Genomic DNA, 26,053 nt, shown 5'->3' with positions numbered 1-26,053 from the left:
TGCATCAACATACTAAAATCCTAAGTGATTAAACCGACTCACAACATTCTTTAAAACAAATTCAAACAGATTTGAAAGTGTAAGTTCTCCCCTCCACTTTGTGTTAAAAGGTTTTATGTCTCTGGCATTTGAAACTGCAAAAATTATTTTAGTCTGCTTCCCGCTTAGTGCTATTACAGATTTGTAAAAATATTTCTTATTAAACCTCCAATAAAGTATATCCGGATCAATCTTAAGAAGTTCACGGCCAATAGAGCTACTGTCCCGTTCAACTCCCACTACTTTATACTTTCTCGAATAATCAGTCTTTTTTTAATAGCAAGGTAGGTAACATCGTAACCACGCTTTTCTAATTCATCAGCTTTCAGATCGCATTGTAACTGGCTTCCCCCAATCTCATCTACAAAATGTGTATTTACAACCGCAATTTTCATTTAATTGATACTACTTTTCAATCACTATAACTTTTGATTAAACTGGTCTGAAGATAATTCAATTTCAATCCGATAACCAGCTTCATAAGAACGAACAGATTTCTATATTCTGCTCGATATTTTTCCAATTTAGCTGTTTAAGTTTTTTAATTCTGTGACAGATTTTGGTTTGTCACTAGAAGGAATCCGATTCCAGATTTCCAAAAATCAAATGACAAATATTCTGGTTATCAAATAATATAACCTTTAGATTACATCCGATTTTTAAACTCCTGATTCACTGATGAGTACTTTAACTAATAATAGTTTTATCGTTGTAATTAGATCAGCCGGGGAGCGGACTAAAAGTGTCTGTAGGGATATTGTATTGAAACAACTCTCTGAGAAGCATGTAAAGGTTATTCAACTGACTCCCTTCGAAGAGGCATTACGCGAATCCTATAGAATCGGGATCAAAAGTGACAAAGAATGGCTGATAACGATAGATGCAGATGTATTACCGAGAAAGGATTTTTTAAAAGATATATTCGGGCTTACAAATAAAGTTTCAGATGATCTGTTTGCATTCAAACCGATGATATATGATAAGATTTTGATGAAACACAGGCTGGCGGGATTCAGAGTCTATAGAAATAAGTATCTGGAGAAAGCCTTCGATTTTATACCTGAGGATGGCCAGGAGATCAGGCCCGAAGAGTTCACCGTAAAAAAAATGGAGAATCTCGGCCATAAAACTAAAATATTCGAGTATGTAGCAGGTCTCCATGATTATGAACAGTATTACAGAGACATCTACAGGAAGGCGTATTTTCATGCCACTAAACATGCCGAACAGGTTGCACAGTTAATGGAGGAATGGAAGAAAAAATCAGTAGATGACCCCGATTATATTGTCGTCTTGAAAGGAGCCGTTGATGGATTATTATCCGGGAAGATGCCAAAAGCTGATCTGCGTTTTTTTGAAGATAGTACCCGTAAAGCTCTTGAAGAGCTTGGCTTGGAAGAAAAAAAGAGTTTAGATGTTTCAAACATTGAATTAAAAGTAGAGGAAATTCTCAACTCTGAAGGTCCTTTTACGAAAGAATATACCTGGGCCGGAATCAAAAAAAATATCAAAAAGAAAGGTTTCTTGGATGCTTCACTTTATACCTCGGGCCATATTCTGGAAGCAGTCGGAAAAAAGTTGAAAAAGAGAACAGAATCGTAATGAGTTTCTACCGTCCTTGCCGGTAAATCTGTTCAAAAAAACCAATAGTTTCCGCTGCCAGGCTTTTTACTTGTTTTTTTGCGTTGAGCCGTAAAACTTCTACACCGGATTTTTCCAGTTTACTTAATGAAAAATCAATGAGCTCTTGAGTATTTTTCGTAGACTCAATGATCTCACTATCCGTCAAACCACTATGAATAGTTGAGGTTTTTTCTCTTTTATCGATTCTTTTCAGAATTTCATCCGCTTCAGTATTCAAATAGATAATTGCGTCCGGCAAGGGCATAGTACTGATGTATCGCTCCACGTCTTTTTTTGAAAATGAAGGTGAATTCAAATGCATAAGTCTACTTACAAGTCCTTCATCAATCAGGCAAACCCTGTCATCTGAGAAATCTTCCATTACCCTGTTAATCCGTTCAATAGACTTAAACATGAAAAATATTACCTGGAAACGTTTATCCTCTCCATTAAAACCTACTTTTGCATGTTCATGTATCAAGTCTAAAAATGTTTCAACAAATTCTGGATGTCTGTTAGCGAACGCTTTTTTTTGGTCCGAAATCTTTCCTTCATCCCAAATATAGTCAGTATTGCTCACTGCGAAGGCCATACTTTGCAATTTCAAAAGTATTCCTTCGGGCGACCATTTCTTTCGCTTGTATTTAAAATCATGATAGATTGCCCAATCATCATTTACACGCCACCTTTTTTGCAGTGCAAAATACAAGGAACTTTTTCCTACTCCCGAGGGGCCAATAAGTTCAACCGTTTTGGGCATTTTATATTAATATTTCTCTTTGTTATACATCAGGAACGACTTTCTGCCAAGCCTTTTACAGGTAACTTTTTCAAAACGTTTCAATGTATTTCTCAGGTTCATATGCATACCACTCATCTCTTCATCAGTAAATTCTGGAAATTTATGATAGCTCTTTAAAAGCCGCTTACTTTTGCTTCCATTTGATTTGAGTGTCAGTGTGTCTCTTACATTTTTTACTGTCTTTTTGATCTGCTTCTTTACTGACGGATTACCCTGGTAAGAAAGGTTTAAAAAATCTTCAGGAGTATTTTCAGAGCTATTTGATTTAGAAATTTCATCCCAAACGTCAACTATTCTGTCAGCAGCGAGTTTATCATCGATTGCTTCAAAACGATCCTTAACTAAAGATTGAATCTCTTCATAATTCTGATCCTTCCGGTGCAGGTTCTCCCCTTTTAATAAATCGCTTATAAAGCTTTTCACCTCTTCAATTGAATAAGCATTTAAACTCACCTTATTTGGAATTTCTCTTTCAAATTTAAAAGGTATAGGTCGGTATGCAATTCTATTTTCACCCGCAATAGCTGCTTCAAGGGCACTTGTGCATCCGTTGTGAATGATTACCTTCGCGTGACGTATCCAGCGGCTAATAGTTCCCTCTCTTTCGACAACTACATTTGAAACCTCTTCACCAATAAGCTTTCTCCATCCCTCTATTGATTCAACAGGATGCGGACGAACCAGTATATTATGATCAGGATATGTATGGGCAAGTTCTCTGATCAAAAAAACAAATTCTCCAATCAGCCGGGTTTGATATGCAGCATTTTCAAATTCATGTTTTTCACGTCCCTCCTCCCTGGCAAAATAACCGGCTTTATTAAGCCGGGCCATAATATCCCAAAATCGATTTACATTAAGCGGACCACTAAAGTTCGATACAACCATCAGGTACGGTTTTCCCTTGATAGTCTCAGCTTCTTCAATATTGGAGTAGTAATCGTGAAAATCCTTTCTCCAGAAGTCCACTCTTGGAGATCCTGTGACCGAAAAATGTTCATCCAAGTCTGCGTACATTTTTTCAAGCGATCGATGATCGTAATGCCCCCAGGTACAAACTCTGTCAACTAATTCAATGGTTTCTTCCGAAAACCGAAGTCTTGCAAATGTATCATAAGATTCGTCAAGTAAGCCACTCTCTTCATCCTGCACTGTGATATTGTGTCCCTTTTTTTTCAATGTATGCAGGGACTCAAGCATCGATTTGTGAGGAGTAATCGATTTCATATGGACTAATCCCGGCGGAAACTGTCCCTTTGAGGCTTTGACTATTGTATCCTTCTTTTCTCCAACAATTACAAGGTGCCCTCTTTCGGCAGCTGCCAGTGCCAGAAGTACTCTGCCTTCGAGTTCGCGTGCTTTAATTTCTATTGGAATGTAAATATTCATTCGAACTGCGTTATGCTTTTACTGAAAATTAATCTTAATTCTTTATTATGGACCGGACTATATAAAATGCTTCTGCGTAAGAGGTGCCAACACTTTGTCCCCAATAAGCTGCACGAATCTCTAAAGCTTTTTCAGATCTTGGATGTGGATAATCACGTTTTTCAAACTTATAACATTCCATTGCATCGGTTTTGCTTTTGAGGTGTTCTTCACTGAAAGAAATGAACATGTTAGGTACAAAATGGCGTGGATCTGATGAAGCTCTCCACTCGGTGCCTGAGGGGGTTTCAAATGTGATAATAGTGCTTACATTTTCATCTTTCATTGGCCTGCAAGCGGTGATAACAGCTTCAAATGTTCTCTGGTGGTCAATATTCACATCACCACCGTGATGCGTAAAAATGATATCGGGGCGAAATGTTTTCTTCTCTTTTTCTACTGTTTTTATGAAATCTAACAGAGGAACTGTGTCGAACCGATTGTCTGGAAAATCATAAATACTGACTGAATCGTAGCCAATTTTTTGTTGTGCATCTTTAATGTTAGCACGATGAATCTCTAAATCATCTTCCCACTTTTCGGGATCCCTTTTTTCTGAACGGGATGTAAGGCCTTCACCCAAAATTACTACATGCACCTCTGCACCATGTTCCTCGATAAGTCGATTCATTGAAGCACCTAACCCCAAAATCTCATCGTCAGGGTGAGCAACTACTACCATTATCTTTTGCTTGTTAAACCACTCTGCTTTATTCAAAAAATATCTGATTTCTTTCAGGTTAGTGTGAAATTACAATGCGCTTTATTGTCGTTCAAGCAACGAAACCATTCATCTTTATATGCTTGATTGTTCAAATTTCTTGATAATGTTTACAATTCTGTCTACGCCTTTGCCATCAACAAGCTGCTTACCAATATTCGATAACTCTTTCCTCGCATACATTGGTTTCAGATCATCTATCTGTCGTAACACGTTTTTAGTAAGATTTGAGTCATCCCAGTTATTCTTTTCTGTAAGAAATCCCGTTTCAAGATAAGCATTAATATTTAAATCCTGGTCTTTATCAATACAAATAACAATGGTTGGTATACCCGCATATGCTAGTTCGTGGAGTGATTGCCCACCCCCGGAAACCATTACATCAACCTTATTCAGAACTCCCGCTACCTCTGCAGCTTCCAAAAACCCGTAGCAGGAAATTTTTTCATATCCTTGAAATTTTGTTTCTATCTCTTCTTTATATGCTTTATCTCCACAAAATACATGTAGTAGCGTATGGGTGGATGAAAGACTTGCAATTAATTTTGGAAGGATTTTTCGATAGTCATTCCCGCCAACTGAGATTCCGATATTGGAAATATTCGGTTCAACTTCTCGCTGTTTTATATGTGATTTAAACTTCTTTCTTAGAATAATATAATCCGGGCCACCAATACTTTTATGGCCATATTCAATTTTATCGCCATAAATATTAGGATTGATAACCATATTGGCATTAAATGAGTGTCTCCGGTGATAATCATCAATCACTACAACTGAATCGAAGTGATTTGCAATTTGTTTAAAATGATTATCTCCGGCCAAATAAGAATCCACTAAACAGCATTTATACTTCCCAGCAGAATTCAGTACCTCGTTAAGTTCATCCCATGAAAAAGGCTGGAATGAGGAGTTGATATCGCTTTCTCCTCGCCAATCCACAGCTAGTTCGACATCCAATCCTATATGATGTAAGCGATCCGCAATTGCTGAACATCTTATGAAATGTCCTAACCCAATATTTTTACCGGCTTCAGTTAAAATTAGCACCGCAACCTTTTTTTATTATCTATTCAAATTGTTTACTAACTCAGCTGTATTATTGAAAAGTATATTTTCGATCTCCCGTGGCGAAAAATCATAAGCATCAAAAAAATCCGTGTGAGTTTCCATCGATTTGTCGACATCCACATATGGAAAATCAGAACCATACAAAATGCGATGAGAACCTAACTTTTTATATGAAAATGCCAGATCCTCCCAAATCCTTGATCCCTCGTAATATGCAATAGTCAGAGAGGTATCGAGATAAACATTTGGTACCAAATCCGCTATCAACATAGCATCTATTGCCCTTGGCCCCCCGCTGTGCAGCAATACAACCGGAACATCATCAATCTTCTCACAAATTTGAGCACTTAAAACTAAGTTGTCGTATTTATAAAGCCCTGTTGTACCAAAGCTTGTATCAATACATATCGCTATCCCAAGTTGTTCGGCATATTCCGAGACTTTCAGACACCTTTCAAAATCCTCAGGCCCAATTTGCTGCTGGTAAGAATGAAATTTAATAAAAGAGACACCTGCTTCCTGAATGTATTCTAAAAAATCAAAGACCTCCGAATCTCTAAAATCGATTAATTTGGTGAAAATTAAATTTTCTTTTTCATTTCGAAGTTCCCGGATCACTTCTTTCAGTGTAAGATCTCCATCTTCCCGTATATTTCTTCGATTGAAAAGCATCAGGTTCAGACCATCGGCAGACTTGTTGTGGACATCTCTATGCACATGAAACCCTTCCATAAAGTCCTTCAACCCCATTGTCAGATCTTCTTGCAACCGATTGCCTAATTTTTCTGATTTAAAGGGCAGGTGAAAATTAAAATCAAAAACTTTCATCACAATTAATGGTGCTTAATATTCATATTTCTGTTCCTAAAACTAAAGCCGTCATGATACGTAAATGCTTAATCAAACATAAATTGTTTAAGTGTATTGAACATCTAAATTGCTTTTAAACCGCTCGAAATTTTCCTCTGCTTCACGGGCGTTTTCTCCCTTAACAACGATAACTGTATGGCGGGCAGCGCAATTCTCAACACTTTCAACAATATCATTTTCTTTAAAAATTGTGCGAAACCTTTCAGTGTATACCAAGCTTCTCATCTCTTCAAGATTGATACTTTTAATCGTACCGCCAACTTTAAAATCATGGAATGCCAGCACAACCGATCGTTTCATGTAGTCAATGCCCTGGTTTTCTTTAAATGGTATATCCAGTTTCTTTCCTAAAGATTGTTGAACCAGCATTTTATTAACGTCAATTCCGGTCAGCAGTGGTACAATCAATGATGATATGTAAACTCCGCCTCCGCGATTTGTACATTCCACAAAGTAGATCTGTTCATCTTCGGTAACCATATATTCTCCATGGGTATGTCCATAGTCATATCCCAATGACTCAACAACCTTATGATGGTTATTCATCAGGCAATTATTTAACTCATCTGAAAAACTTGCCGGATAAATCGTTCTTTTTGTAACCGGTTTGGACCCTTTTTCAGAAATACTGGAAGCAACCGTGAGTGATTGATGGCCATTTTTAAAACAGAAACCATCAACTGTAACCAGAGTGCCATCGATAAACTGTTCGCAAATAAGCTGATGGGAATATGAATTTGAAACTGCATCAATAAAAGCATCTTTCAGTTCCTCTTCTTTTCTTATAACCGTAATCCCAAAGGTTCCCCGGTTATCAAGAGGCTTGAGTATGACCGGGTATCCAAGAATTGATGCTGCTTCCTTAAGTTCATTTAAATCCCTGACCTTGTAATATCCTGGTTGTTTGATCTCATTCTTGCTGACCTGCTCTCTTTGCTCAAATTTATCGTTTGATAAGACAGCTGACTGAATACTTGCAAATGGAAGATCTAATTTTGCTGCAATAACTGAAGCTGTATATAACGAGTAGTCACAATTATCTGTTACCACGGCATCGATGGAGCCCTTTTCAGCAATTTCTAAATGGCCTTCTATGTCACGGCTTTCTTTAACAAAAGTCTCATCTGCAAGTGGAAAACTTTCAGCATCCGATTTTGGGTGTGTAGCGATAATATGATGACCGAGATCTTTGATTCGTTGAATCAGAGCATGCTGCTCCCAGCCGGCACCGATTATTAAAATGTTCATGCAGGGCTAATCTCCCGTAAGCTTTTCGTTATGTTTGGAGGACGTTCACAAATGTTTGTATTGATAATTGTACCATTTTCAAAACTGACTGAAAAAATGGGTGTCCAACTTTTATGAATATAAGATTCTCTGGTAGTATCTTCTTCGATTGATTTAACAGAGATCTGAATACTATCATGTTCTACACCTCCAATTTTAAATGCAGTGTAACAAATATCCACCAACTGCTTAAATTTTGGATTATCTCTGCCCTCTTTCCCAAAATGCTGCCGAATCAAACAATAATCTGTAATAGGATACATCATCGTTTGAAATTGCCTGGGGCGCCAGTATTGCCAACGACCAAACCTTCCTTTATCGTCGAAAACAGCTAATACCTGTTTGGATTGGGAAATTGAGTCGAAACGACACGTAAAGATTCCATATTGATGGCGCTCTGTAAATACATTCATTGGAACGGCTATACCGTTTATTACTCTTAACACAGAACTGAGACCTGTCTTTTTTGTGAATACAGGGAAAAAAATGCTGATACTGCTCGATATAACAATGACTGTAAAAAAAACACTTATGTGTGAAAATGATTCCAAATTGTTCATATCAAGTTCAACCGGATGAATTGCAAAGAGGGACCCCAAAAGTACCAGGTTAAGGGCTGTTATCTGACCTATAAATGATAGATCAACAATTACGAACAGAGAAACTGCAAATACGATAAGTACAGAAGTAACTGCAATAAAACTGATTGGATAAATAATTGAAAAGATCAATATTAACTCACACAGCATAATCAGGTATCCGGTGGGTTTTATCAACGATTCCATTTTGTCAATAAACGGCACAAAGGGCTTCTTTACCAGGTGCGGTAGATTTAAGAAAGAGATTGCTCCTTTGCCCTGCCTCCACATAGGACTTTTAATTTTTTGATATCCGGCCGAAAACATAATAATACCATTGAGTACAAAATAAGATGCCCACGCAAAACTGGTTTCAGGTATGAAATCAAAACCGATATATGCATCAACAGAATAATATCCACCTAAGCCTAGAAATGGCAAATGAAAGACCGTGTTTTGGAAATAATTTTCCCCAATTGAGTAATAATAGCTCTTTAGGTAGAAGAGACTGTGAGTAATTACAAGAACCAGAGCTGCAAAAAAAGTGAAGAGGCCAATAATTAGCAGTAGAGATGCCAAAACCCACAATGCACAGAGTGTAACTACATATACTGACCGTTCATTGCCCATACCAAAAATCAACGGGAGTCCCGGCAATGTTCTTAACAGTTTAACGAGAAGCAGTAATCCAACAGAAATCCGAAAAGCTGTGACAATAATCTCTTTTGAAGCGGTATCCGGTATAAAAAAATCCGGCGTGTGAATTAAGATAATTGCCCAACCGGCAACTGCAAGGAATAATAAAAAGTTAAGGATCCTCATTACCCAATGTGCATAGGTTGCAACAAAGTGCCCTCATCAATATTCGTTGTATACTTTTTGTTAAGAACTGTATCTATCTCTTTACAGTTAATTCCTTCTGAGTGTCGTAAGAATCTGAAATCATCTTTTTCTACAGTATCGCCTTTTTTCTTCCCTTTCTTCGTAACCAATACCATCTGAAGAGAATCTTTAAATTCTTTTTCCTCTTCTTCAATTTTCATCCTTACAGCCGGTTTAATAACCTGTTCAGCAGCCCTAATACCCTCTACCATTCTCTTAAATTCATCAGGATCGATCGAAATGGGTGCATCCGGAACAGGTAAATCTTTACTAAGTGTAAAGTGTTTTTCAATGACTTTTGCCCCCATTGTAACAGCAGCAACAGGTGCAAATACGTCCGGCGTGTGGTCTGAAAATCCCACCTGTACATCATACATTGTCTTATAGATGTTCATAATAGGCAAATGTACCCTGTGAAATGGAGTGGGATAGATACTATTGCAGTGAAGAATACATATCTTTTCATTCCCGGCTTTCTTAAAGATCTGCATCACCTTATCCAATTCCCCGTAAGTAACTAAGCCGGTTGACAGTATAACAGGTTTTCCAAGATTTGCAACTCTTTCAATAATTTGCGGGAAAGAACCAATCTGTGCTGAAGCTAACTTATAAATTGGCACCTCAATATCTTCAAGAATATCAACGGCATCCAGGTACGTTGGAGAGGAAAAAAACAGGATATCTTTCTGCTTACAATATTCATCCAGCTTATAATGCCAGTCCTCTTCCAGGTCTATCTTATTGTACAGTTCAACAATTTCAGGAGTTGGATCGTAGTACAATTTCTCCCTGTTCAGGGATTGAAATTTAACAGCATCGGCCCCGGCGTCTTTTGCAGCATCAATCGTTTCAAATGCCATCTCAAGGCTCTGGTTATGGTTTGAGCCGATTTCTGCAATGACAAAAGTCTTTTCACCCCCAATTGATAAACTTGAATTAATCGTTATTTCCTTCATCTGTAAATTTTTTTCTTTTGTTAGCCAAAATTTAAAAGGTTGTCACTGATGGAAAACAAAAAAACTATCAGTACCCTTTCTTTCAATTTTTATTTATCCGTGATCGTTTAATCAATGAATTAATCGATCATTTTTTTGTTTGATGATCCTCAATATCCTTAATCACGTTATAACCGTTATTAAGCACATTATTATTTCCAATCTCTACCTCGAAATATGTAGTCACACACATTCCAATGAGATTATTACTCCCCACTTTTACTCTTCCAGCAATTACTGAATTTGGTGCAAAGTGGTTATTCGCACCAACAAAACTTTCGTGACAAATAACTGCCCCGGTATTTACATAATTAACATTTCCAAGTCTAACCTCACTTCCTACCATAGAGTTGGCCAGAATGATGTTTCCTTCACCCAGCACCACGCTTGGTTCCACAGTTGCTCTGTGATGGATAATATTCGGAAACTGAAATCCTTCATTCTTAAAATACTGGTACCTCTCTTCCCGCTTTTGCAAGTTATTCAGAAAACTAAATGAGAGAACGATATTTTTATAACCCTCTTTTTTAAATTCAAGCAGTTCTTTATCACCTCCTAATACGGGAATGCCCATTACATGATCACCTTTTTTCATTTGATCATCGATAATTCCCTTTATCCCAAAATGTTGCGAACTCCGAACGGCTTCAATCACCATTTTGGCTCCGCCTTTCCCGCCAATAATAATCAGGTCGTTATAATTTGGTTGTGATTCTTTCTCTTTTGGGGATTCTGCAGTCGTAGTCTTCGATTCACCCTCAATAACTTTTAGAACATTTTTTTTTCTGATGAAACTAAGCCCTGAAAAAGCATCTCTGGACAAATTGTGTTTATGAATCAACTCCATTGCTGAGCTGGAGACTCTTACTCCCTCCCATTCAGAATCTTTAGATTTTTTAACTGCCTTTTCCTTTTTGCTAAAGAGTTCATCAGGCTGCTTTAATACTTCCTGCGTTATATAGGCTACCTCATCTCCAACTTTCACAGAATCGCCAACATTGAGGTTATGATAAAAGATGCCGGACTTATTTGCTTCAACATCTACATCTGCTTTTGATGTTTCAAACGAGAATAATAATTCCCCTTCTTCAACTTCACTCTCATTTTTCTTGTATACGTCTGTTATCAGATATTCATCATCACTGACGGTTTCTTTCTCAATTCGAATCGTTTCTAAGATATCCTTCATCATCCAAGCACAAGTTGTTTTACTTTTCTTATAATTTTCTCGGCGGACGGTAGTAAATCAAGTTCCGCTTCAAGAGAACAAGGTATTATCGTGTCATTCGAAAGTCTCTGAACATTTAAATCATCAATTCCATCTTCCACAAGCCTTGCAATAAGTTCAGAACCCCAGGAAGCAATCGAAGTACCTTCCTCTACAATCAATAAATTTTTTGTCTTTTGTAACTCTTCTTTCAGAGGCGCAACATTAATTTTATTAATCTTAGAGGGACAATAAACACTGCATAGAATTTCCTCTTCATCAAACAGGTAGCCGATTGATTTTTCAATCTGCAACAGAGCCCCGCCATACCCTACAATTAAACAATCAACTTCATCGATGCCGGTAGATATTTTTAATGATGGAATCTCTTCATCCGTCACCTGGTAGGAAAAGCCATCTACCAATTCTTTATCTCCTTTTAGTGTATATGCAATTTTATTTTCAATGATCAATGTTGGACTTGTTAAATCTTTTGCAACTGAGTGATATACGATTTCCGGGTTGATTCGATGATTCAAAGCGATAACATTGAGCTCGGGAATCCCTAAAAAATGTTTCTCTATACTTTGACTGTGTGTTGGCCCGTATCCCCTGTATCCACCCATTGGTGTTCTGACAATGAGTGGTAGTTTAATATCTCCGCCATACATTATTTTGATTTTTGATGCGTGTTGTAAAAATTGATCCAACGTAAGTGTTAAAAAATCTCCGAACATTATTTCAACTACAGAGGTACCTCCGCCCAGTGCCAAACCCGTTCCTATACCAACAATGGCTGCTTCGCTAATCGGCGTATTGCGAACCCGTCCCGGAAATAATGTGGATAAATCTTTTGATACCTTAAATGCCCCTCCATATTCACCGGGATTAAAATCGTTACTTGTTTCTATATCCTCGCCAATTAAAACGGCAAGATCATTCTCCTCAAGAATGTTACGAAGTGAATTATAAATGGCATCATTTCCCCTGTAGTCAAAAAAATCAAGATTTGAATATTCACTTTCTGTACTCTCGTACGATTTAGGTGAGTCAAAACTGCTTAATACTTCTTCTTGTTCCACTTCAAATAAGATATTCTCGATTGTATCTTCAACCTCATCTAAAAGTTTCCGGCTTTCGCCCGGATTTTCCTGTATAAAGTTATTCAGAAAATCTTTCTCATTCAGTTTTTCAAGCAGCTTCTCACTTCTATTATCATCGCTCTTTGAATGGGAATGTAATCTGTTGGTTTTGATTTCCAGGAATCCAGGTTTAGAGTTCTCTCTTACATAGGTTACAATCTCTTCTGTTTTTGCAAAAAGATCGCTGAGGTTATTAGAGTTGGTATTTTCAAAATTAATATCAAAAGATTCTGCACGCTTGGAGATTGAACCTGCAATACTTTGCTTAATGCTTGTTGATTGAGCGATTCCGTTGTTTTCCAAAACAAACAAAACGGGCAGTTCCCAAACACTGGCAATGTTTAACGTTTCATATAAAATCCCTTCTCCTAAGGTTCCATCTCCTATAAATACTACGGATATCGCATTGTTCTCTTTCAATTTACAACTCAGCCCCAAACCGGTTGCAACCGGTGTCATACCCCCCTGGATTCCATTAGAATAATAATTTTTGTTATGCAGATGTTGACTTCCTCCAATACCACCGGAGCATCCTGTCTTTTTCCCCATCACCTCTGCAAAGAGGCCTTTCAAATCTCCTGTACGAGAAATATAATGACCGTGTCCCCTGTGATTTGAGACAACATAATCCTGCTCTGCCAAAAACTTAGCTACGGCAACCCCCGAAAACTCTTGTCCTATACAGGTATGAACTGTGCCATTCAGTTTGCCTTGATTGTATAACTCAAGTAATTTTTCTTCAGTCTTTCTTATTAAAAGAGCTTGCTTTATTTCTTCTAAATACTTCAAGATTTGTTGGAAGAGTTAATGTTTTTATTTTATCTCGGCTTAAGTTACTACAAATTAGTCTATTGCAATTATAAAGTTTCTAAATATTAGACCGGTAACATTTAAATTTCACTTCGTTTTATTTACTGTAAATGCCTTTTGTGGGTCCAATTTTACTTCTCCATAATTCTAGTCTTTAAAAGAATCTTCTGAATTTTTTATCCGATTTCAGGTCCGTTAATCATGAATATTTAATTAAATGGATAAATTATTTCAGTCATCAAATAAGTCCCATTAGGCAACGGCAAGTTTAAGGTTTTTTGATTTCACCCTAAACTTCACTGCTTACTTATTTTCGAATATATTAGCGCTCTTTTCAAATCCTACTCTTCTCAGGTATCGAATCGCTTCTTTTTTTTCCTCCTCAATAGTTGGAAATACCTTTACCTGGGTCTTATCAGAATTCACTTTAAAAATCCAGGGAGTTTGTTCATAAACTCTCTTTACCAAAGATAATGATGGTACTTCACCATTTCTTAAGTTTGACAATAAATGCGATACAACTAAATAATCTTCCGGATAATCAACCGTAACCCTCAGATCAGCCAACTCATTATTCGTGTTTAGATCAATTTCATGTGTAGTAACATGATCTCTGATTTTAAAATAATATGTTACGTGCTCTTTCTCTTCTTTCGTTATATCATCATCTAATGAAAGAAGAGCTTTCCCTGACATTATTTCAAAATTCATACCCAGCGGTAATCCAAATGTTTGAGTAAAATCTACCCCCTCTTCAATATGTCGTGTTATAGCCTGATCCAGAATATCAATATCCAAAATTGGATTATCACCGGTTAACCTTATTACAACATCTGCATTCTCGGCCCGGGTTATAGTGATGAACCTGCTTAGTACATCCTCTTCACTACCCCTGATGTATTCATAACCATGTTTATCGCAAAAGTTTGTAATTTTTTCATTGCCTTTGTTTACGGAGGTCGCTACGATACATTTATCTATCATCTCACTTTTCTCAATCGATTCATTAATCCATTTGAGTAAAGGTTTTCCGTATCCATATGGCAATTCCATCAACACCTTGTCAGGAAGCCTTTCTGAGTGAATTCTCGCTTGTATAACTGCAATTACCTTCATCTATGTAGTCGTCCAACCCCCGTCCACGATAATATTTTGTCCTGTCATAAAACCGGAAGCATCGGATGCAAGAAATACAAACGCTCCGGCTAAATCTTCCGGCTCACCAATCCGCTTTAGGAGTGTACGCTTGCTGATCATTTCAACGAATTTCTCATTTTCACGAACAGCTCCGGATGGATATGGGCCCGGTGTTATTGTGTTAACAGTAATTCCCCTCTCACCAAGGTAGCTTGCATAATATTTTGTCAACTGTACAACACCGGCTTTTGCCGTTCCATAGTGAGGTGGATTGAGTAACTCCGGGAACTCTTTATATACATCGAAATCGGGTGCAACTATACCAAAAAATGAGGCTACATTAATAATACGCGGTGAATCACTTTTTTCGATATGCGGAATCACTCCTCGAATACATCTAAAAACACTGCTAAGGGTTCCATCAATTCCGGTATGCCACTCTTCATCTGTTATCGTGATTGGATCCAACCCATCTTTATAGAAAGAACCGAGATAAAACGCATTGTTAATTAATACGTCAATACTTCTCTCAAGGGTTGATATCTCTTCAAATGCTTCTTCGATTGAATGAGTACTCGAAATATCACAATATTGATAGTGAAGACGGCTCCCCAAGGCCGAATGGCCATCGAATACTTTCTGAAATTTCTCTTCAGAACGCCCCAGTATATAGACTGTTCCACCGTGGTGTAATAAGCTTTCTGCAGCAGCTGCTCCGAGGTAGCCATATCCTCCGGTTAACAAAATTACTTTCCCGGTTAAATCAAATGTGTGAACCATGAATATTTAAGGCCAGTTTGAGGGAGTAAGAATAGTTGCGGGTAAATCTTTTTCCAATTTTGGTAATGTGTCAGCTTTTGTAAGGGATTCTAAATTTTCAGCAAATTGATCACTATTTTCAACCCCCATTACAAGTGTATCAATAAACGGTTGTTCCAGTACAAAATTCAAGAGCGCTCCTTGCAAATTGCCGATTTTTACCTGGAGGTCATCTATCAGCGGTATCAGTTCGGAAAAATAGGGATCGAGTTGTTCGATATCCATAAAAAACAATCCCTGTAGAAATGCTGACCTGGTATGAATTTCGCAACCTTTCTTTTTCAATTCGATCATTAAATCTTTAAATCTTCTGTCAAAATAGTTAAAAGGTACCTGAACCAGGTCCGGGAAAACATTTTTTTGTAGCAGGTACTTCAACTCTTCGGGAGTGTTGAGTGAAAAACCAATCTTTTCTACCAGGCCTTTCTTTTTAAAAGATTTCAGTTCTTCCCATATCGATAAATGATCTGCCAGATGAATAGGCCGGTGGGCAAGGTAGCCATAGAGTGATTCTACGCCCAAATCCCGTAAAGATTGCTTCAACTGAACTAAAACTGTTTGATTATCGTCAGGAGGTAAAAATTTGGAAACAATACGAAAGGCCGATAAATCATTTTGACCGAGTACTTTTTCAGCATCACCATAAGCAGACGCTGTATCAATAAGAGTAATACTATTCTGGCGTGCTAATTTTAAAACTTTTGACACCTCCCCGGCCGGTGTCTGACCGGACCTGTTTGATATCCCATATTGCGTTCCGAACTGGACAGTTCCGAGGCCAATTTTCAGGGTCTTCTCATCCATAAAAGTTATCGATACATTCGATGACAAATTCCTGCTCCTCGTCTGTCAGTGTTGGAAACATAGGAAGACTGATACAACCTGAATAGTACGCTTCCGCTCTTGGAAAATCTCCTTTTTCCCAGCCAAACTGCTGATAATATGGCATCAGGTGAACAGGGATATAATGGATCTGAGCGTAAATATTATTTTCTCTCAACGCGTTGTAGAGCCCCAAACGGTTTTCTACTTCAATAACATAAAGATGGTAAGCATGACCCTCGACAACTCCGGCCTGATGACGGATATACTCCTTTCCCGCAAAAGCCTCCGCATAACAGGAAGCAATTTCTCTTCTTCGTCGTATGCCCTCATCTGCCTTGCCGAGCTGACTTCTCCCGAGTGCCGCCTGGAAATCTGTAAGCCTGTAATTATATCCCAAATCCTGCATCTCCATGTACCAGCCGGGATATTCATTGGATTCAGTTTCCAACCCATTTGATTTCCCGATGGCCATGTTTAGATCATTAGAGTATTCTTTTGAATTTTTTATAATACCATGGGTTCTCAGTTTCAGCAGTTTTTGGTAGAGAACTTCATCATTTGTCGTAATCATTCCACCTTCACCGGCTGCTATATGCTTTACCGGATGAAATGAAAAAATTGCCAAATCAGCATAATTCCCGTTTCCGCAAAACTGTTTTTTCCCTTTTGAATCGACAAAATATCCGCCGGGGGCGTGGCAAGCATCTTCTATGATCCATAAATCATACTCGTCGGCAAGTTGACGGAGTGCTTCCAGGTTTACAGGCCTCCCTGCAAAATCTACAGGTACAATTCCATCGTATGTACCTTTTGGAGCTGTCTTTAGTTTTTCACGAACTAAATCAATATCGATGAGAGTGGTTTCCGGGTCGATATCAGCAAAATCTACTTCGCCTCCACAATACCGAATGCAGTTAGCAGATGCCGAAAACGTTATTGGAGTTGTTATCACTTTACTGTTGGAATGAACCCCCAGTGCAAGGGCGCAGAGATGCAAAGCTGCTGTTCCATTTGACACTGCAACTGCATATGAAGCATCCACATATTCCGCAAACGCCTCCTCGAACTTTTCAATTTCGGGTCCCTGCGTCAAATAGTCTGATCTCAAAACGCTGTTTACAGCTTCTATATCCTCATCTGATATATTTTGCCTCCCATATGGAATCGGGTCAAAGATTTTATTTGATTTAGATTGCATGGTAAGTATGTTTATGCTTCTCAGTTCCGGTTATTTTATACCGAAAAATCAGGTTCTAAATGTTCCCTGATAAGTTTTCTGATGTCTGCTACACTCACCCAATCATCATTTTCTCCGGAATTATAACGAAAACCCAATTCTACTTTTTTTGCATTGAAATGGTCCAAATAATCTTCCAGGTTCCACATATGCTGGGATGGCAAAATGGTGTAATACTTGCCGAGATCGTATGTGTAGAATGAATCCGACGAGGTTATCATCTCCTCATGGATTTTTTCACCGGGCCGCAAACCGATAATTTTCTTTTCACATTCAGGGCCTATTGCCTCAGCAACATCCATGATTCTGTAGGAAGGAATTTTTGGGATAAACATTTCTCCGCCCCAGGCGTGTTCGAGAGCATGGAGCACCATATCAACGCCATCATCCAGTGTAATCGTAAATCTCGTCATATTGGGATTTGTGATGGGCAATACACCCTCTTTCCTTTTTTTAAGAAAGAATGGTATTACCGAACCGTTTGATCCCATCACATTGCCATATCTGACAACTGAAAATGTTATCGGGTTTGCGCCTTTTATATTATTTGCAGCAATAAAAAGCTTATCAGAAACAAGTTTAGTGGCTCCATATAAGTTTACAGGTGCAGCCGCTTTGTCTGTCGATAATGCTACAACTTTTTTCACCCCATTTGAGAGACAAGCTCTTACCAAATTTTCAGCACCGCCAATATTAGTTTTTACACACTCATCGGGATTATATTCGGCAATATGAACATGTTTCATTGCCGCTGCATGGATTACATAATCTATGCCATTTAATGCCCGTTTTAACCTGCTGTAATCCCTCACATCCCCAATGAAAAAACGAATCATTGGATATTTTTTTCTTGGGAACTCCTGCTCCATTTTGAACTGTTTCTGTTCATCACGTGAGTAAACAACCAGCCTTTCTATATTGGGCCATTCGTTCAAAACTCTCTTTACAAATGCCTTCCCGAAAGACCCGGTTCCACCGGTTATTAAAATCGATTTGTTATTTAAATCCATATAATTTCTATGCCAGCTATTATATTTGATACTGAATATCAGTCCTAATCATCAACGAGCGACATTCTTCTGAACTGTTTATTGCCCTCTATCAACTCCTCATAGGTACCATTTGCAACAATTTCGCCTTCTTCCATCAAATAAATCACATCACAATTTTTTACAGTTGTTAGTCTGTGCGCAATCATGATGATAGTTCGGTCTCCTCGAAGCCGCTCGATCGCTTCAATGACAAATTTTTCAGTAATATTATCCAGCGCTGAAGTCGCTTCATCCATAACCAATACCTGTGGGTTATTGTACAGGGCCCGTGCAATTGTTACCCTTTGACGTTGCCCACCGGAGAGCCGAATTCCCCGTTCACCTACCCTGGTTCGCAACCCATTAGGCATTTTTTTGATTAATTCATTTAATTGAGCAGCGTTAATTGCATTGTTTAGCTTCTCATCATTAATCTCATCATCAGGAATTCCGAAGGCAATGTTTCTGAAAATTCGTTCATCAAACAGGTAATCTGACTGTTGGATGTACCCAATATTCTTCATCCACCCACGTAGATTTTTTGAAATATCAACTCCATCAACTAAGATTTTACCATTTACCGGCTCTAAGAGGCCAAGGATTATATCGACCATGGTCGTTTTGCCGGCTCCGGAGGCACCGACAAAAGCAACTGCCGATCCCTTTGGAATATCAAGGTTGACATTTTTTACGGCGTATTCATCGCTTTCAGGATATTGATAGCTCACATTTTGTATGGAAATACCGTGATCCAATTTCATGCGATCGGTCTCGGATAGAATACTCTCTCGAAACTGAGGATAATTATTTTCCAGGTAGTTCAGGTCTTCATAAACGGCATGTACGGCGTCTGCACTATATCGAATGCTTGTAATCTGTTGAATAAAGGTGTTGAATATGGGCATCAGTTTAACTGCAGCGACTCCGAAAAGTGTAAGGACAGGGATAATCTCACTAAAAGATCGACCCTCATAAACCATAATTAAAGTTACGGTAAGAATTCCAACTACAAGAAGGGTTTCAATAATCGGTTTCGGCAAACTTTTTACAACCGTTTGATATATATGTGCACCGATCCCTCTTTTTGCAAATTTATTATACTGTTTTAGGAATAGGTTTTCACGGTTCAGAACTCTGGCTTCTTTAAATCCACCAAGGCCTTGCAGAATCATTCGATTCATGTCTCCACTTGCAAGCCTGCTGATTCGGCCGGAATCTTCCGTTTTCTTCTGTGTAATCTTTAGAAAAAGATATCCGCCTCCACCCATCATGATCACGGTGATAATCGTTATAACGGGTTCGAGCACCAAAAGTGTAACAACGATGAAAAGAAACATGATGGTGTTAAGGCTAATATCTAAAAGCGGGAGCATAGTTCCGGTGATAATCTTACCCACTTCACCATTGACATTCCTAAGCAGTTCGGCTGAATTCTTGCTTAAATAAAATGTATAGGGGGCTGTCATGTACGCTTTAAATAGCCTGTTCTGAAGTATCAATTTTTTATTTAAAACAAACTTCTGTTTTAAATATTGAAAATATGTCAGATAGATATTTTTAAAGATATATGCCGCAATAAGAAGGCTGGCACCGAAAAAAGCCAGTTTCTGAGAATTATCAATCCCATAATCGAGTAAAAGATCTCCAACAATATAAAGATCAAAAATCTTTTGAGGCTCAGCAATACTGATAACAAATGCAGGTATCAGGCCTATACCTACGAGTTCGAAAAATGATGCGACGATCATCATTACGAAGAGAAGACCAAATTTAAGATGGTCTTTCCTTGGCAGTAGCAAATAAATTTTCTTTAATGATTCATACATATCTTTACAATCTGTAAGTACGTCTCTTTATTATTTTAAATAGTTATGACCTTAATGTCCATCGAAGGATGACTTATACAGCCTTCAATTGGATCTCCTCAATTGTTTTTTTGAAAATCCCCACCCCGAAAATATACATAAGACCAATTATTGCACCCACAATAGCAAAAACGACAACCAATTGATATGAACTTCCAACACTTGTGGTTGGTAATCTGGATTTCTGTAATATGCTAAATATTGGCGTCTCTTCTTGTAGCCTCAATTCTGCCTGTTTTAATTCAATCGCAACCGAATTATATATATTGTTCGCTCTGTTGGTTTCATTTTGTAAACGTTCCTCTTCTACCCTGGCAACATTCGTGCTAATGTTCACATTTTGATCTAAAAATGTAGCCAATTCATTCTGCGCTTGCTCATACTGCTGCTTCGCTCTTTCATATTGTCTCTGAATAAACTCAAGGTTATTTCGGGCTTTTTCAACCTGGTACTCAGTAATGTATTCCTGGATTTTCTCTATCACCAGAACATTCAGCATAGCCGCTGCCTCGGGATCCGGAAGCTGGGTGGTTACGTCAATTAAATTACCATTGATCGTAACCGTAATTCGCTCTGTCAATTCTGTCATTGCAGCCTGGTCATCTGCAGACAGTTCTAAAATCCTGTCGTCATATTCAACTACCTCAACACTATCTTTCTCTTTTTCCGTAAAAGATATACCCTGAACAAAATCAATAACAGTGAAAGGGAACATGATTGTATATTTTGAAGCCAGGTCATAAACAGAATCTCTAATTGGTTTTTCGTAGTGCTCATTAAAATACTCATGGAGAGTTAGGGGCTCTTCAAAAGTTGAAAAATTTAACTCTTCATAAATAATCTCATTTTGAAATGCCGCACTGCTGATAATGAAAGGATACAGATCTGCGGAAATACGACCCGCTTCTCCTCCCCCTGAAGTACTAAATCCAAAAGCTCCGCCAAATTGCTGCAATAAACGCTGGGTATTTGATCCACTTCCCGCAGTTTCCTGCAGAAGAACTGCATTCGAAACATATTGCTCAGCAGGTCCATATGTAACATGAAACAAACCAATCAACGTGAATGCAATTGCAAATAATATGATATAGATCCGGTTGTTCCATATCATCGCTACGAGATCCCAAATATCTACCTCTTCTTCGGACCTGTCCGCTGTAGAATGATGATCTCTATTCTTGTTTTGTGTCTCCTTTTCTACTTCTAAACTGTTGACAGGATTGTCGGGGGTATCGCTCATTTTAGAGTTCTATTCTTTACTTATTAACGTAGCTTCGAATGATACAATAATTTATGGTCTTAATACAAAAACAAATTCACTCAAAGTGTCCTGAAATTTATTCTGTAAACGATCATTTACCAAATAGTATTTCTTTCGTACAATTTAACATACTACCTTTATTTGTTTTCTTCTTTATCAATTTTATAACACATATATATTGAATAACTTCCTGCTAATAATTCTCATTTGCAGACGTTTAATGTATCATTGATATCCTCTCGTGATCCAACAAGCAAAACATTTTATTTTTTTTAAGAATAAACATACAAAGAAGTTCCCGTTTCTTTTTCTTTGTGCAGCTTTCATACTGTTTACTACCGAGCGGTTGAATGCGCAGATCATTGAAGTAGGAAGTTTGCAGGATGAGCAACTAAAAATCAATTCTCTTTTAGCCGATACAGTTAATTTTCCATTGATTGACCGGCCGGTTTCAACAGATAGATATCGATCCATTATAAGCCAATCGGATAACTATACGGGCTGGTGGAATCGCGATTTATCGGCCCCGGCACTTTATTCTAATCAGGGGTTTAATGTAGGATTACTACCTGCCTTTATTCAGCAGACTTATAACTCCCGTATTCCATATGGCGAGAATAACGGGGCGGCTTGGTATGGCCGGGGATCTAATGTGGAATTCAAAGGTGGATTTTTTGCGACATCCCGCTATTTATCAGTAAATATTAGCCCGCATATTATTTACCAGGAAAATCTTGACTTTTTAAGGCCCCGTTTTATTCCAAGGGATGCCGATGGCAATATTCGATATGTGGCCGAGGGTATTGGTGCTGCCTTAGATGCCCCTTTTCGTTTCGGCCCCGACACATACACCACTATTGACCCGGGAAACAGTTCCATTCGCCTGCATTACAAAAAACTTGAAACCGGTTTCAGCACAGAGCCATTGTGGTGGGGTTCAGCCGTTCGTTACCCCCTGCTTTTCAGTAATAATGCTCCGGGAATTCCACACTTTTTTCTAAGCAATCACGAACCGTTCAGCGTCCCCTATTTTGGCGATATAAAGTTAAAGTGGATCTTTGGATACCCGAAAGACTCAGATTACTTCGATGGTCCGGGACAAAATGAAACACGATTTACAACCGCATTGAATGTCGCCTACTCTCCAATTTTTTGGAAAAATCTTACCATTGGTGCCATTCGTGTGATACACCTTTACGAGGAAGGCGGATTCAGCCTGTCCAATGCATTACTGTCCCTCGATCCAACGAGTCTGTCTTCCAGCTTTAATCAAAGTACTCAAGGTGTACAGGATAAAAATCAAGCCGCTTCCTTTTATGCACATATTCAGCTTCCCGGTACAAACGCTGAAATCTATGGAGAGTTTTTCAGGGAAGACCATAGTCATGATATTCGAGACTTCGTCAATCAGCCGCACCATAACAGTGCTTATACGTTTGGGTTTCAAAAACTTTCATTCCTCCCCGGGATTGATTTCCTGAAAACTAATGTCGAAATCACCAACTTGACAACCACACAGCTGGAGCAAGTTCGTCCCCAGGCCTATTACTACACACATGGCCGGGTGCGACAGGGACATACCAATGGCGGTCAAATTTTGGGTGCTGCGATCGGGCCCGGTTCAAACAGCCAGTTTCTTTCTATCGATGCCTATAAGGGAAATTATAAATTTGGCATATTTGCACAGCGCCTGGTTGATAATGAAAATTTCCACTTCGCACAGGGTTCCAGAAGTATCACTCCATCAGAAGAATTTGGTGATTTTTTCCGACATCGTGTGAATCTGAATTTAGGTTTAAATTTTCTGTACGGACCGGACCCGTTTTACATCAACGGACGTTTTACCTGGACAAAAGCATATAATTACGGGCGCTTTAATTATGGTGAGTTTGGTGGGATAAATATCACAAATTATGAGCGAGATGACTTAATCAACATCCAGTTTCAGCTTGGACTAACATACATTTTTAGTCGATAAATGAATCAGATTCCATTTCATATTAACAGGTATGCAGAAAGGTTGCCACGTGTGCAGCGGCTATTTCCCTTTTTAGGCATTGCAATTCTGTTTGCTTTACAAACAGTTTGGATTACACCTGTCCGGGCACAGATCATCCCTATCGACGACATTAAAGAGGAACAGTTTCGGATCCAACAGCTGTTTCATGGATCTGAGTTATCATCATTTTCTAACAGGCCCGTATGGGATAAAATCTACAGGGAGTATATGTCCCTGGATTCCGGGGATTATGGGATTTGGAGTGAACCATTTACTACCCCGGAGTATGAATTTCAATCCTACTTTAAGGTCGGTATCTACAGGCCAAACATTGAAGTAACGGCGAATTCTGCCGTCCCTTACGGTCAAAATAATGAAGCAGCATGGTATGGAAAGGGATTCAACACGGAGTTTAAAGGTGGTTTTTGGCTTACATCAGATTATCTGACCGTCACTTTTCGCCCCCAATTGGTAAATCAACAGAATTTAGCTTTTGATATACCGCGATTCGTCCCCGAGGATGAAGATGGGAATATTCGTTATGTAGCTGAAGGCATGGGGAATGCGATTGATATGCCCTTTCGTTTTGGCCCGGAAGCGTTTCAAACATCAAGTCTTGGTTACTCTTCCATACGAATCCATTTCAGAAATATTGAGGCCGGCCTCAGTACCGAACCATTATGGTGGGGAGCAAATGTGAAATACCCGCTCATTATGAGCAATAATGCACCGGGAATGAAACACTTTTTTATTGGTACCCGCGGCCCTCTCAAAGTTCCGTACGTTGGAAGTTTCGAATTTAAATACATGGGTGGTTTTCCGGAAGACTCGCAGTATTATGATCAAGAGGATGAGTTTCAGCAGGATCGATTCATGAACGCTGTAAACTTCTCCTACTCACCGTTTTTTGCCCCAAATGTACATCTTGGGATAACCCGGGCCGTTCATACCTATATGGAGCAGGGAATATTACAGCCCGTGGATTACGGTTTGATTTTTGACCCCATCCTGGTGAAGAACTTTGTTAAAACGAGAGGACCATTCGATCAGGTAAAACCAAGAAATCACCTTAACTCTCTGTACGCCAGGTGGGTGTGGCCGGAAAGCAAAATGGAAATTTACGGCGAATTTTTTCGGGATGATTATGCATACGACTCCAGGGACCTGCTGATGGAACCCCGCCACAACAGTGGCTACGCTTTCGGCTTGCAAAAGCTTATCATGGGTGAGTATATGCATTTCTATAAGCTGAATGTGGAATTCACAAACATGACTCCCGGCTATTTAGAGGAGGTACGCCCCCAAAACTATTACTATACAGACCAACAAGTACGCCAGGGACATACTAACGAAGGTCAACTGTTGGGCGCGGCAATCGGACCGGGTTCAAACAGCCAGTTTCTAAGCCTTGACAGCTATTTTGATAGTGGCCGAATTGGAGTGTTTGTCCGCAGGATGGCAGATAATAACCATTTTCACTACGAATACGACCGATTTTTAGATCGGCCTGAAGAGTTTCGCAGAGGATTTGGAGACTACTGGAGAAACCGAACCGATCTCACCCTCGGAACCAAAGGGCTTATTTACTATCGTGATTTTTTAATCTCGGCAAGCCTCTCATGGACTAAATTATTTAACTATGGCCGATATAATTACGGAGACTTTGGCCGCGGAATCAATATCGCCACATTCGAGCCGATGGATAAATCAAATATTCAGTTTAGTGCAGGGGTTTCTTACACGTTTTGAATTATCGCGAGCTTGATATTAAATCTTAGATTTTTGGGAATATTAATTTCTCACCACTTATCAAGAGCGGGTGAATCTCTATTCCCGCAATTTCTTTTTCTATGTTAACAACTGAAATAATGTCCCCAACTGGCGCAACTGTCAGCAAAGCGTCACTTGTGACCCTTTTTCCGGCTTGATTTCATTTTACTCGTTCCCAAGCTCCGACTTCTACTCTCTTGCCCCATATGGCCTATCATCAACTCTATCCCCGACCCCTCGATCACAATCAAGCTTTTTCAATGTTCATCGCCTCGGGGGTTTTAATGATACCTCCGTTTAACCCACGGCTGCAAACAGATCGTTTCACTCCTGTTTTTGCCGCGGGCTAAAGATATTACACTCCTTTGGAGTGTGAGATTGCACAGGTGCAATCTATTCTCTTGCAGCCGATTAGGGGGAATCACTTTTTTTATGCGAAAAAAGTAACGAATCCCGAAGGGTCATGACCTTTATTTTCCCAGAGAAGTTTGAATAACGTTTTAGGCTTTCTAATCATCCGGCCTTCAAGAAAAAACGGAAGCAAGGGGAATTGGCGAAGGGTCTTAAACTGAAATAGGTTGACACAATTTAAGGAGTCAGCCGATGAAAAATAAACAGAAGAAACCCCAACCTACCTATAGTGATAGCTTTAAA

Annotated in this window: 21 protein-coding genes; 3 read left to right on the top strand and 18 right to left on the bottom strand. The window is 38.9% G+C overall.

The window, feature by feature from the left end:
- Positions 1-278 precede the first annotated feature (278 nt).
- Complete coding sequence (locus L6773_RS18900; protein WP_237856112.1) at positions 279-434, bottom strand: hypothetical protein; 156 nt, start codon at positions 432-434, stop codon at positions 279-281.
- Positions 435-717: 283 nt separating this feature from the next.
- Here L6773_RS18900 and L6773_RS18895 point away from each other — a divergent pair, with 283 nt between their 5' ends.
- The gene (locus tag L6773_RS18895) at positions 718-1,641 is read left to right on the top strand and encodes a hypothetical protein (protein ID WP_237856111.1); all 924 of its coding nucleotides are present in this window, start codon (positions 718-720) and stop codon (positions 1,639-1,641) included.
- Between the two features lie 7 nt (positions 1,642-1,648).
- Here L6773_RS18895 and L6773_RS18890 read toward each other — a convergent pair whose 3' ends face one another.
- The 17 genes from L6773_RS18890 to L6773_RS18810 form a co-directional block, all read right to left on the bottom strand.
- The gene (locus tag L6773_RS18890) at positions 1,649-2,422 is read right to left on the bottom strand and encodes a hypothetical protein (RefSeq protein ID WP_237856110.1); all 774 of its coding nucleotides are present in this window, start codon (positions 2,420-2,422) and stop codon (positions 1,649-1,651) included.
- Positions 2,423-2,428: 6 nt separating this feature from the next.
- Entirely contained in the window at positions 2,429-3,853 is a 1,425-nt protein-coding gene (locus L6773_RS18885; RefSeq protein WP_237856109.1) for a surface carbohydrate biosynthesis protein, read from the bottom strand.
- A gap of 34 nt (positions 3,854-3,887) precedes the next feature.
- Positions 3,888-4,574, bottom strand: a complete 687-nt coding sequence (locus L6773_RS18880) for a PIG-L deacetylase family protein (protein ID WP_369431601.1) — start codon at positions 4,572-4,574, stop codon at positions 3,888-3,890.
- 114 nt (positions 4,575-4,688) lie between these two features.
- A complete protein-coding gene (locus tag L6773_RS18875; protein ID WP_237856107.1) occupies positions 4,689-5,663 on the bottom strand; it encodes a glycosyltransferase in 975 nt (324 codons plus the stop codon).
- A gap of 15 nt (positions 5,664-5,678) precedes the next feature.
- Positions 5,679-6,512, bottom strand: a complete 834-nt coding sequence (locus L6773_RS18870; RefSeq protein WP_237856106.1) for an amidohydrolase family protein — start codon at positions 6,510-6,512, stop codon at positions 5,679-5,681.
- Positions 6,513-6,599: 87 nt separating this feature from the next.
- On the bottom strand, positions 6,600-7,802 hold the full coding sequence (locus L6773_RS18865) for an ATP-grasp domain-containing protein (RefSeq protein ID WP_237856104.1): 1,203 nt from the start codon (positions 7,800-7,802) through the stop codon (positions 6,600-6,602).
- Positions 7,799-9,241 carry an HTTM domain-containing protein gene (locus L6773_RS18860; RefSeq protein WP_237856103.1) on the bottom strand — a complete coding sequence of 481 codons (1,443 nt, stop codon included), beginning with the start codon at positions 9,239-9,241 and terminating at the stop codon, positions 7,799-7,801. The genes L6773_RS18865 and L6773_RS18860 overlap by 4 nt, the downstream gene beginning before the upstream one ends.
- Entirely contained in the window at positions 9,241-10,257 is a 1,017-nt protein-coding gene (locus tag L6773_RS18855) for an N-acetylneuraminate synthase family protein (RefSeq protein ID WP_237856102.1), read from the bottom strand. The genes L6773_RS18860 and L6773_RS18855 overlap by 1 nt, the downstream gene beginning before the upstream one ends.
- Positions 10,258-10,384: 127 nt before the next feature.
- Positions 10,385-11,488: a PglD-related sugar-binding protein gene (locus L6773_RS18850; protein WP_237856101.1), complete on the bottom strand. Its 1,104-nt coding sequence runs from the start codon at positions 11,486-11,488 to the stop codon at positions 10,385-10,387.
- Positions 11,485-13,434, bottom strand: a complete 1,950-nt coding sequence (locus L6773_RS18845; protein ID WP_237856100.1) for an alpha-ketoacid dehydrogenase subunit alpha/beta — start codon at positions 13,432-13,434, stop codon at positions 11,485-11,487. Before L6773_RS18845 ends, L6773_RS18850 begins: the two co-directional genes overlap by 4 nt.
- 324 nt (positions 13,435-13,758) lie before the next feature.
- Entirely contained in the window at positions 13,759-14,571 is an 813-nt protein-coding gene (locus L6773_RS18840) for a cytidylyltransferase domain-containing protein (RefSeq protein ID WP_237856099.1), read from the bottom strand.
- A complete protein-coding gene (locus tag L6773_RS18835) occupies positions 14,572-15,372 on the bottom strand; it encodes an SDR family NAD(P)-dependent oxidoreductase (RefSeq protein ID WP_237856097.1) in 801 nt (266 codons plus the stop codon).
- Positions 15,373-15,378: 6 nt separating this feature from the next.
- Complete coding sequence (locus L6773_RS18830; RefSeq protein ID WP_237856096.1) at positions 15,379-16,215, bottom strand: aldo/keto reductase; 837 nt, start codon at positions 16,213-16,215, stop codon at positions 15,379-15,381.
- Positions 16,208-17,434: a UDP-4-amino-4,6-dideoxy-N-acetyl-beta-L-altrosamine transaminase gene (gene pseC, locus L6773_RS18825; RefSeq protein ID WP_237856095.1), complete on the bottom strand. Its 1,227-nt coding sequence runs from the start codon at positions 17,432-17,434 to the stop codon at positions 16,208-16,210. The genes L6773_RS18830 and pseC overlap by 8 nt, the downstream gene beginning before the upstream one ends.
- 35 nt (positions 17,435-17,469) lie before the next feature.
- Positions 17,470-18,483, bottom strand: a complete 1,014-nt coding sequence (gene pseB / locus L6773_RS18820) for a UDP-N-acetylglucosamine 4,6-dehydratase (inverting) (protein ID WP_237856094.1) — start codon at positions 18,481-18,483, stop codon at positions 17,470-17,472.
- Between the two features lie 44 nt (positions 18,484-18,527).
- Positions 18,528-20,330 carry an ABC transporter ATP-binding protein gene (locus L6773_RS18815; RefSeq protein WP_237856093.1) on the bottom strand — a complete coding sequence of 601 codons (1,803 nt, stop codon included), beginning with the start codon at positions 20,328-20,330 and terminating at the stop codon, positions 18,528-18,530.
- A gap of 73 nt (positions 20,331-20,403) precedes the next feature.
- The gene (locus tag L6773_RS18810; RefSeq protein WP_237856092.1) at positions 20,404-21,609 is read right to left on the bottom strand and encodes a Wzz/FepE/Etk N-terminal domain-containing protein; all 1,206 of its coding nucleotides are present in this window, start codon (positions 21,607-21,609) and stop codon (positions 20,404-20,406) included.
- A gap of 367 nt (positions 21,610-21,976) precedes the next feature.
- On the opposite strand from L6773_RS18810, the gene L6773_RS18805 reads away from it, so the two are divergent.
- Positions 21,977-23,608 (top strand): capsule assembly Wzi family protein, encoded by a 1,632-nt coding sequence (locus L6773_RS18805; RefSeq protein WP_237856091.1) that lies wholly within the window; start codon positions 21,977-21,979, stop codon positions 23,606-23,608.
- Complete coding sequence (locus L6773_RS18800) at positions 23,609-25,378, top strand: capsule assembly Wzi family protein (protein WP_237856090.1); 1,770 nt, start codon at positions 23,609-23,611, stop codon at positions 25,376-25,378.
- Positions 25,379-26,053 lie beyond the last annotated feature (675 nt).

It is taken from the genome of Rhodohalobacter sulfatireducens, assembly GCF_022012475.1.
Classification (GTDB): Bacteria; Bacteroidota; Rhodothermia; order Balneolales; family Balneolaceae; genus Rhodohalobacter; species Rhodohalobacter sulfatireducens.
The sequence above is the reverse complement of the archived record's forward strand: the minus strand, read 5'-3'. Positions and strand labels throughout refer to the sequence as shown.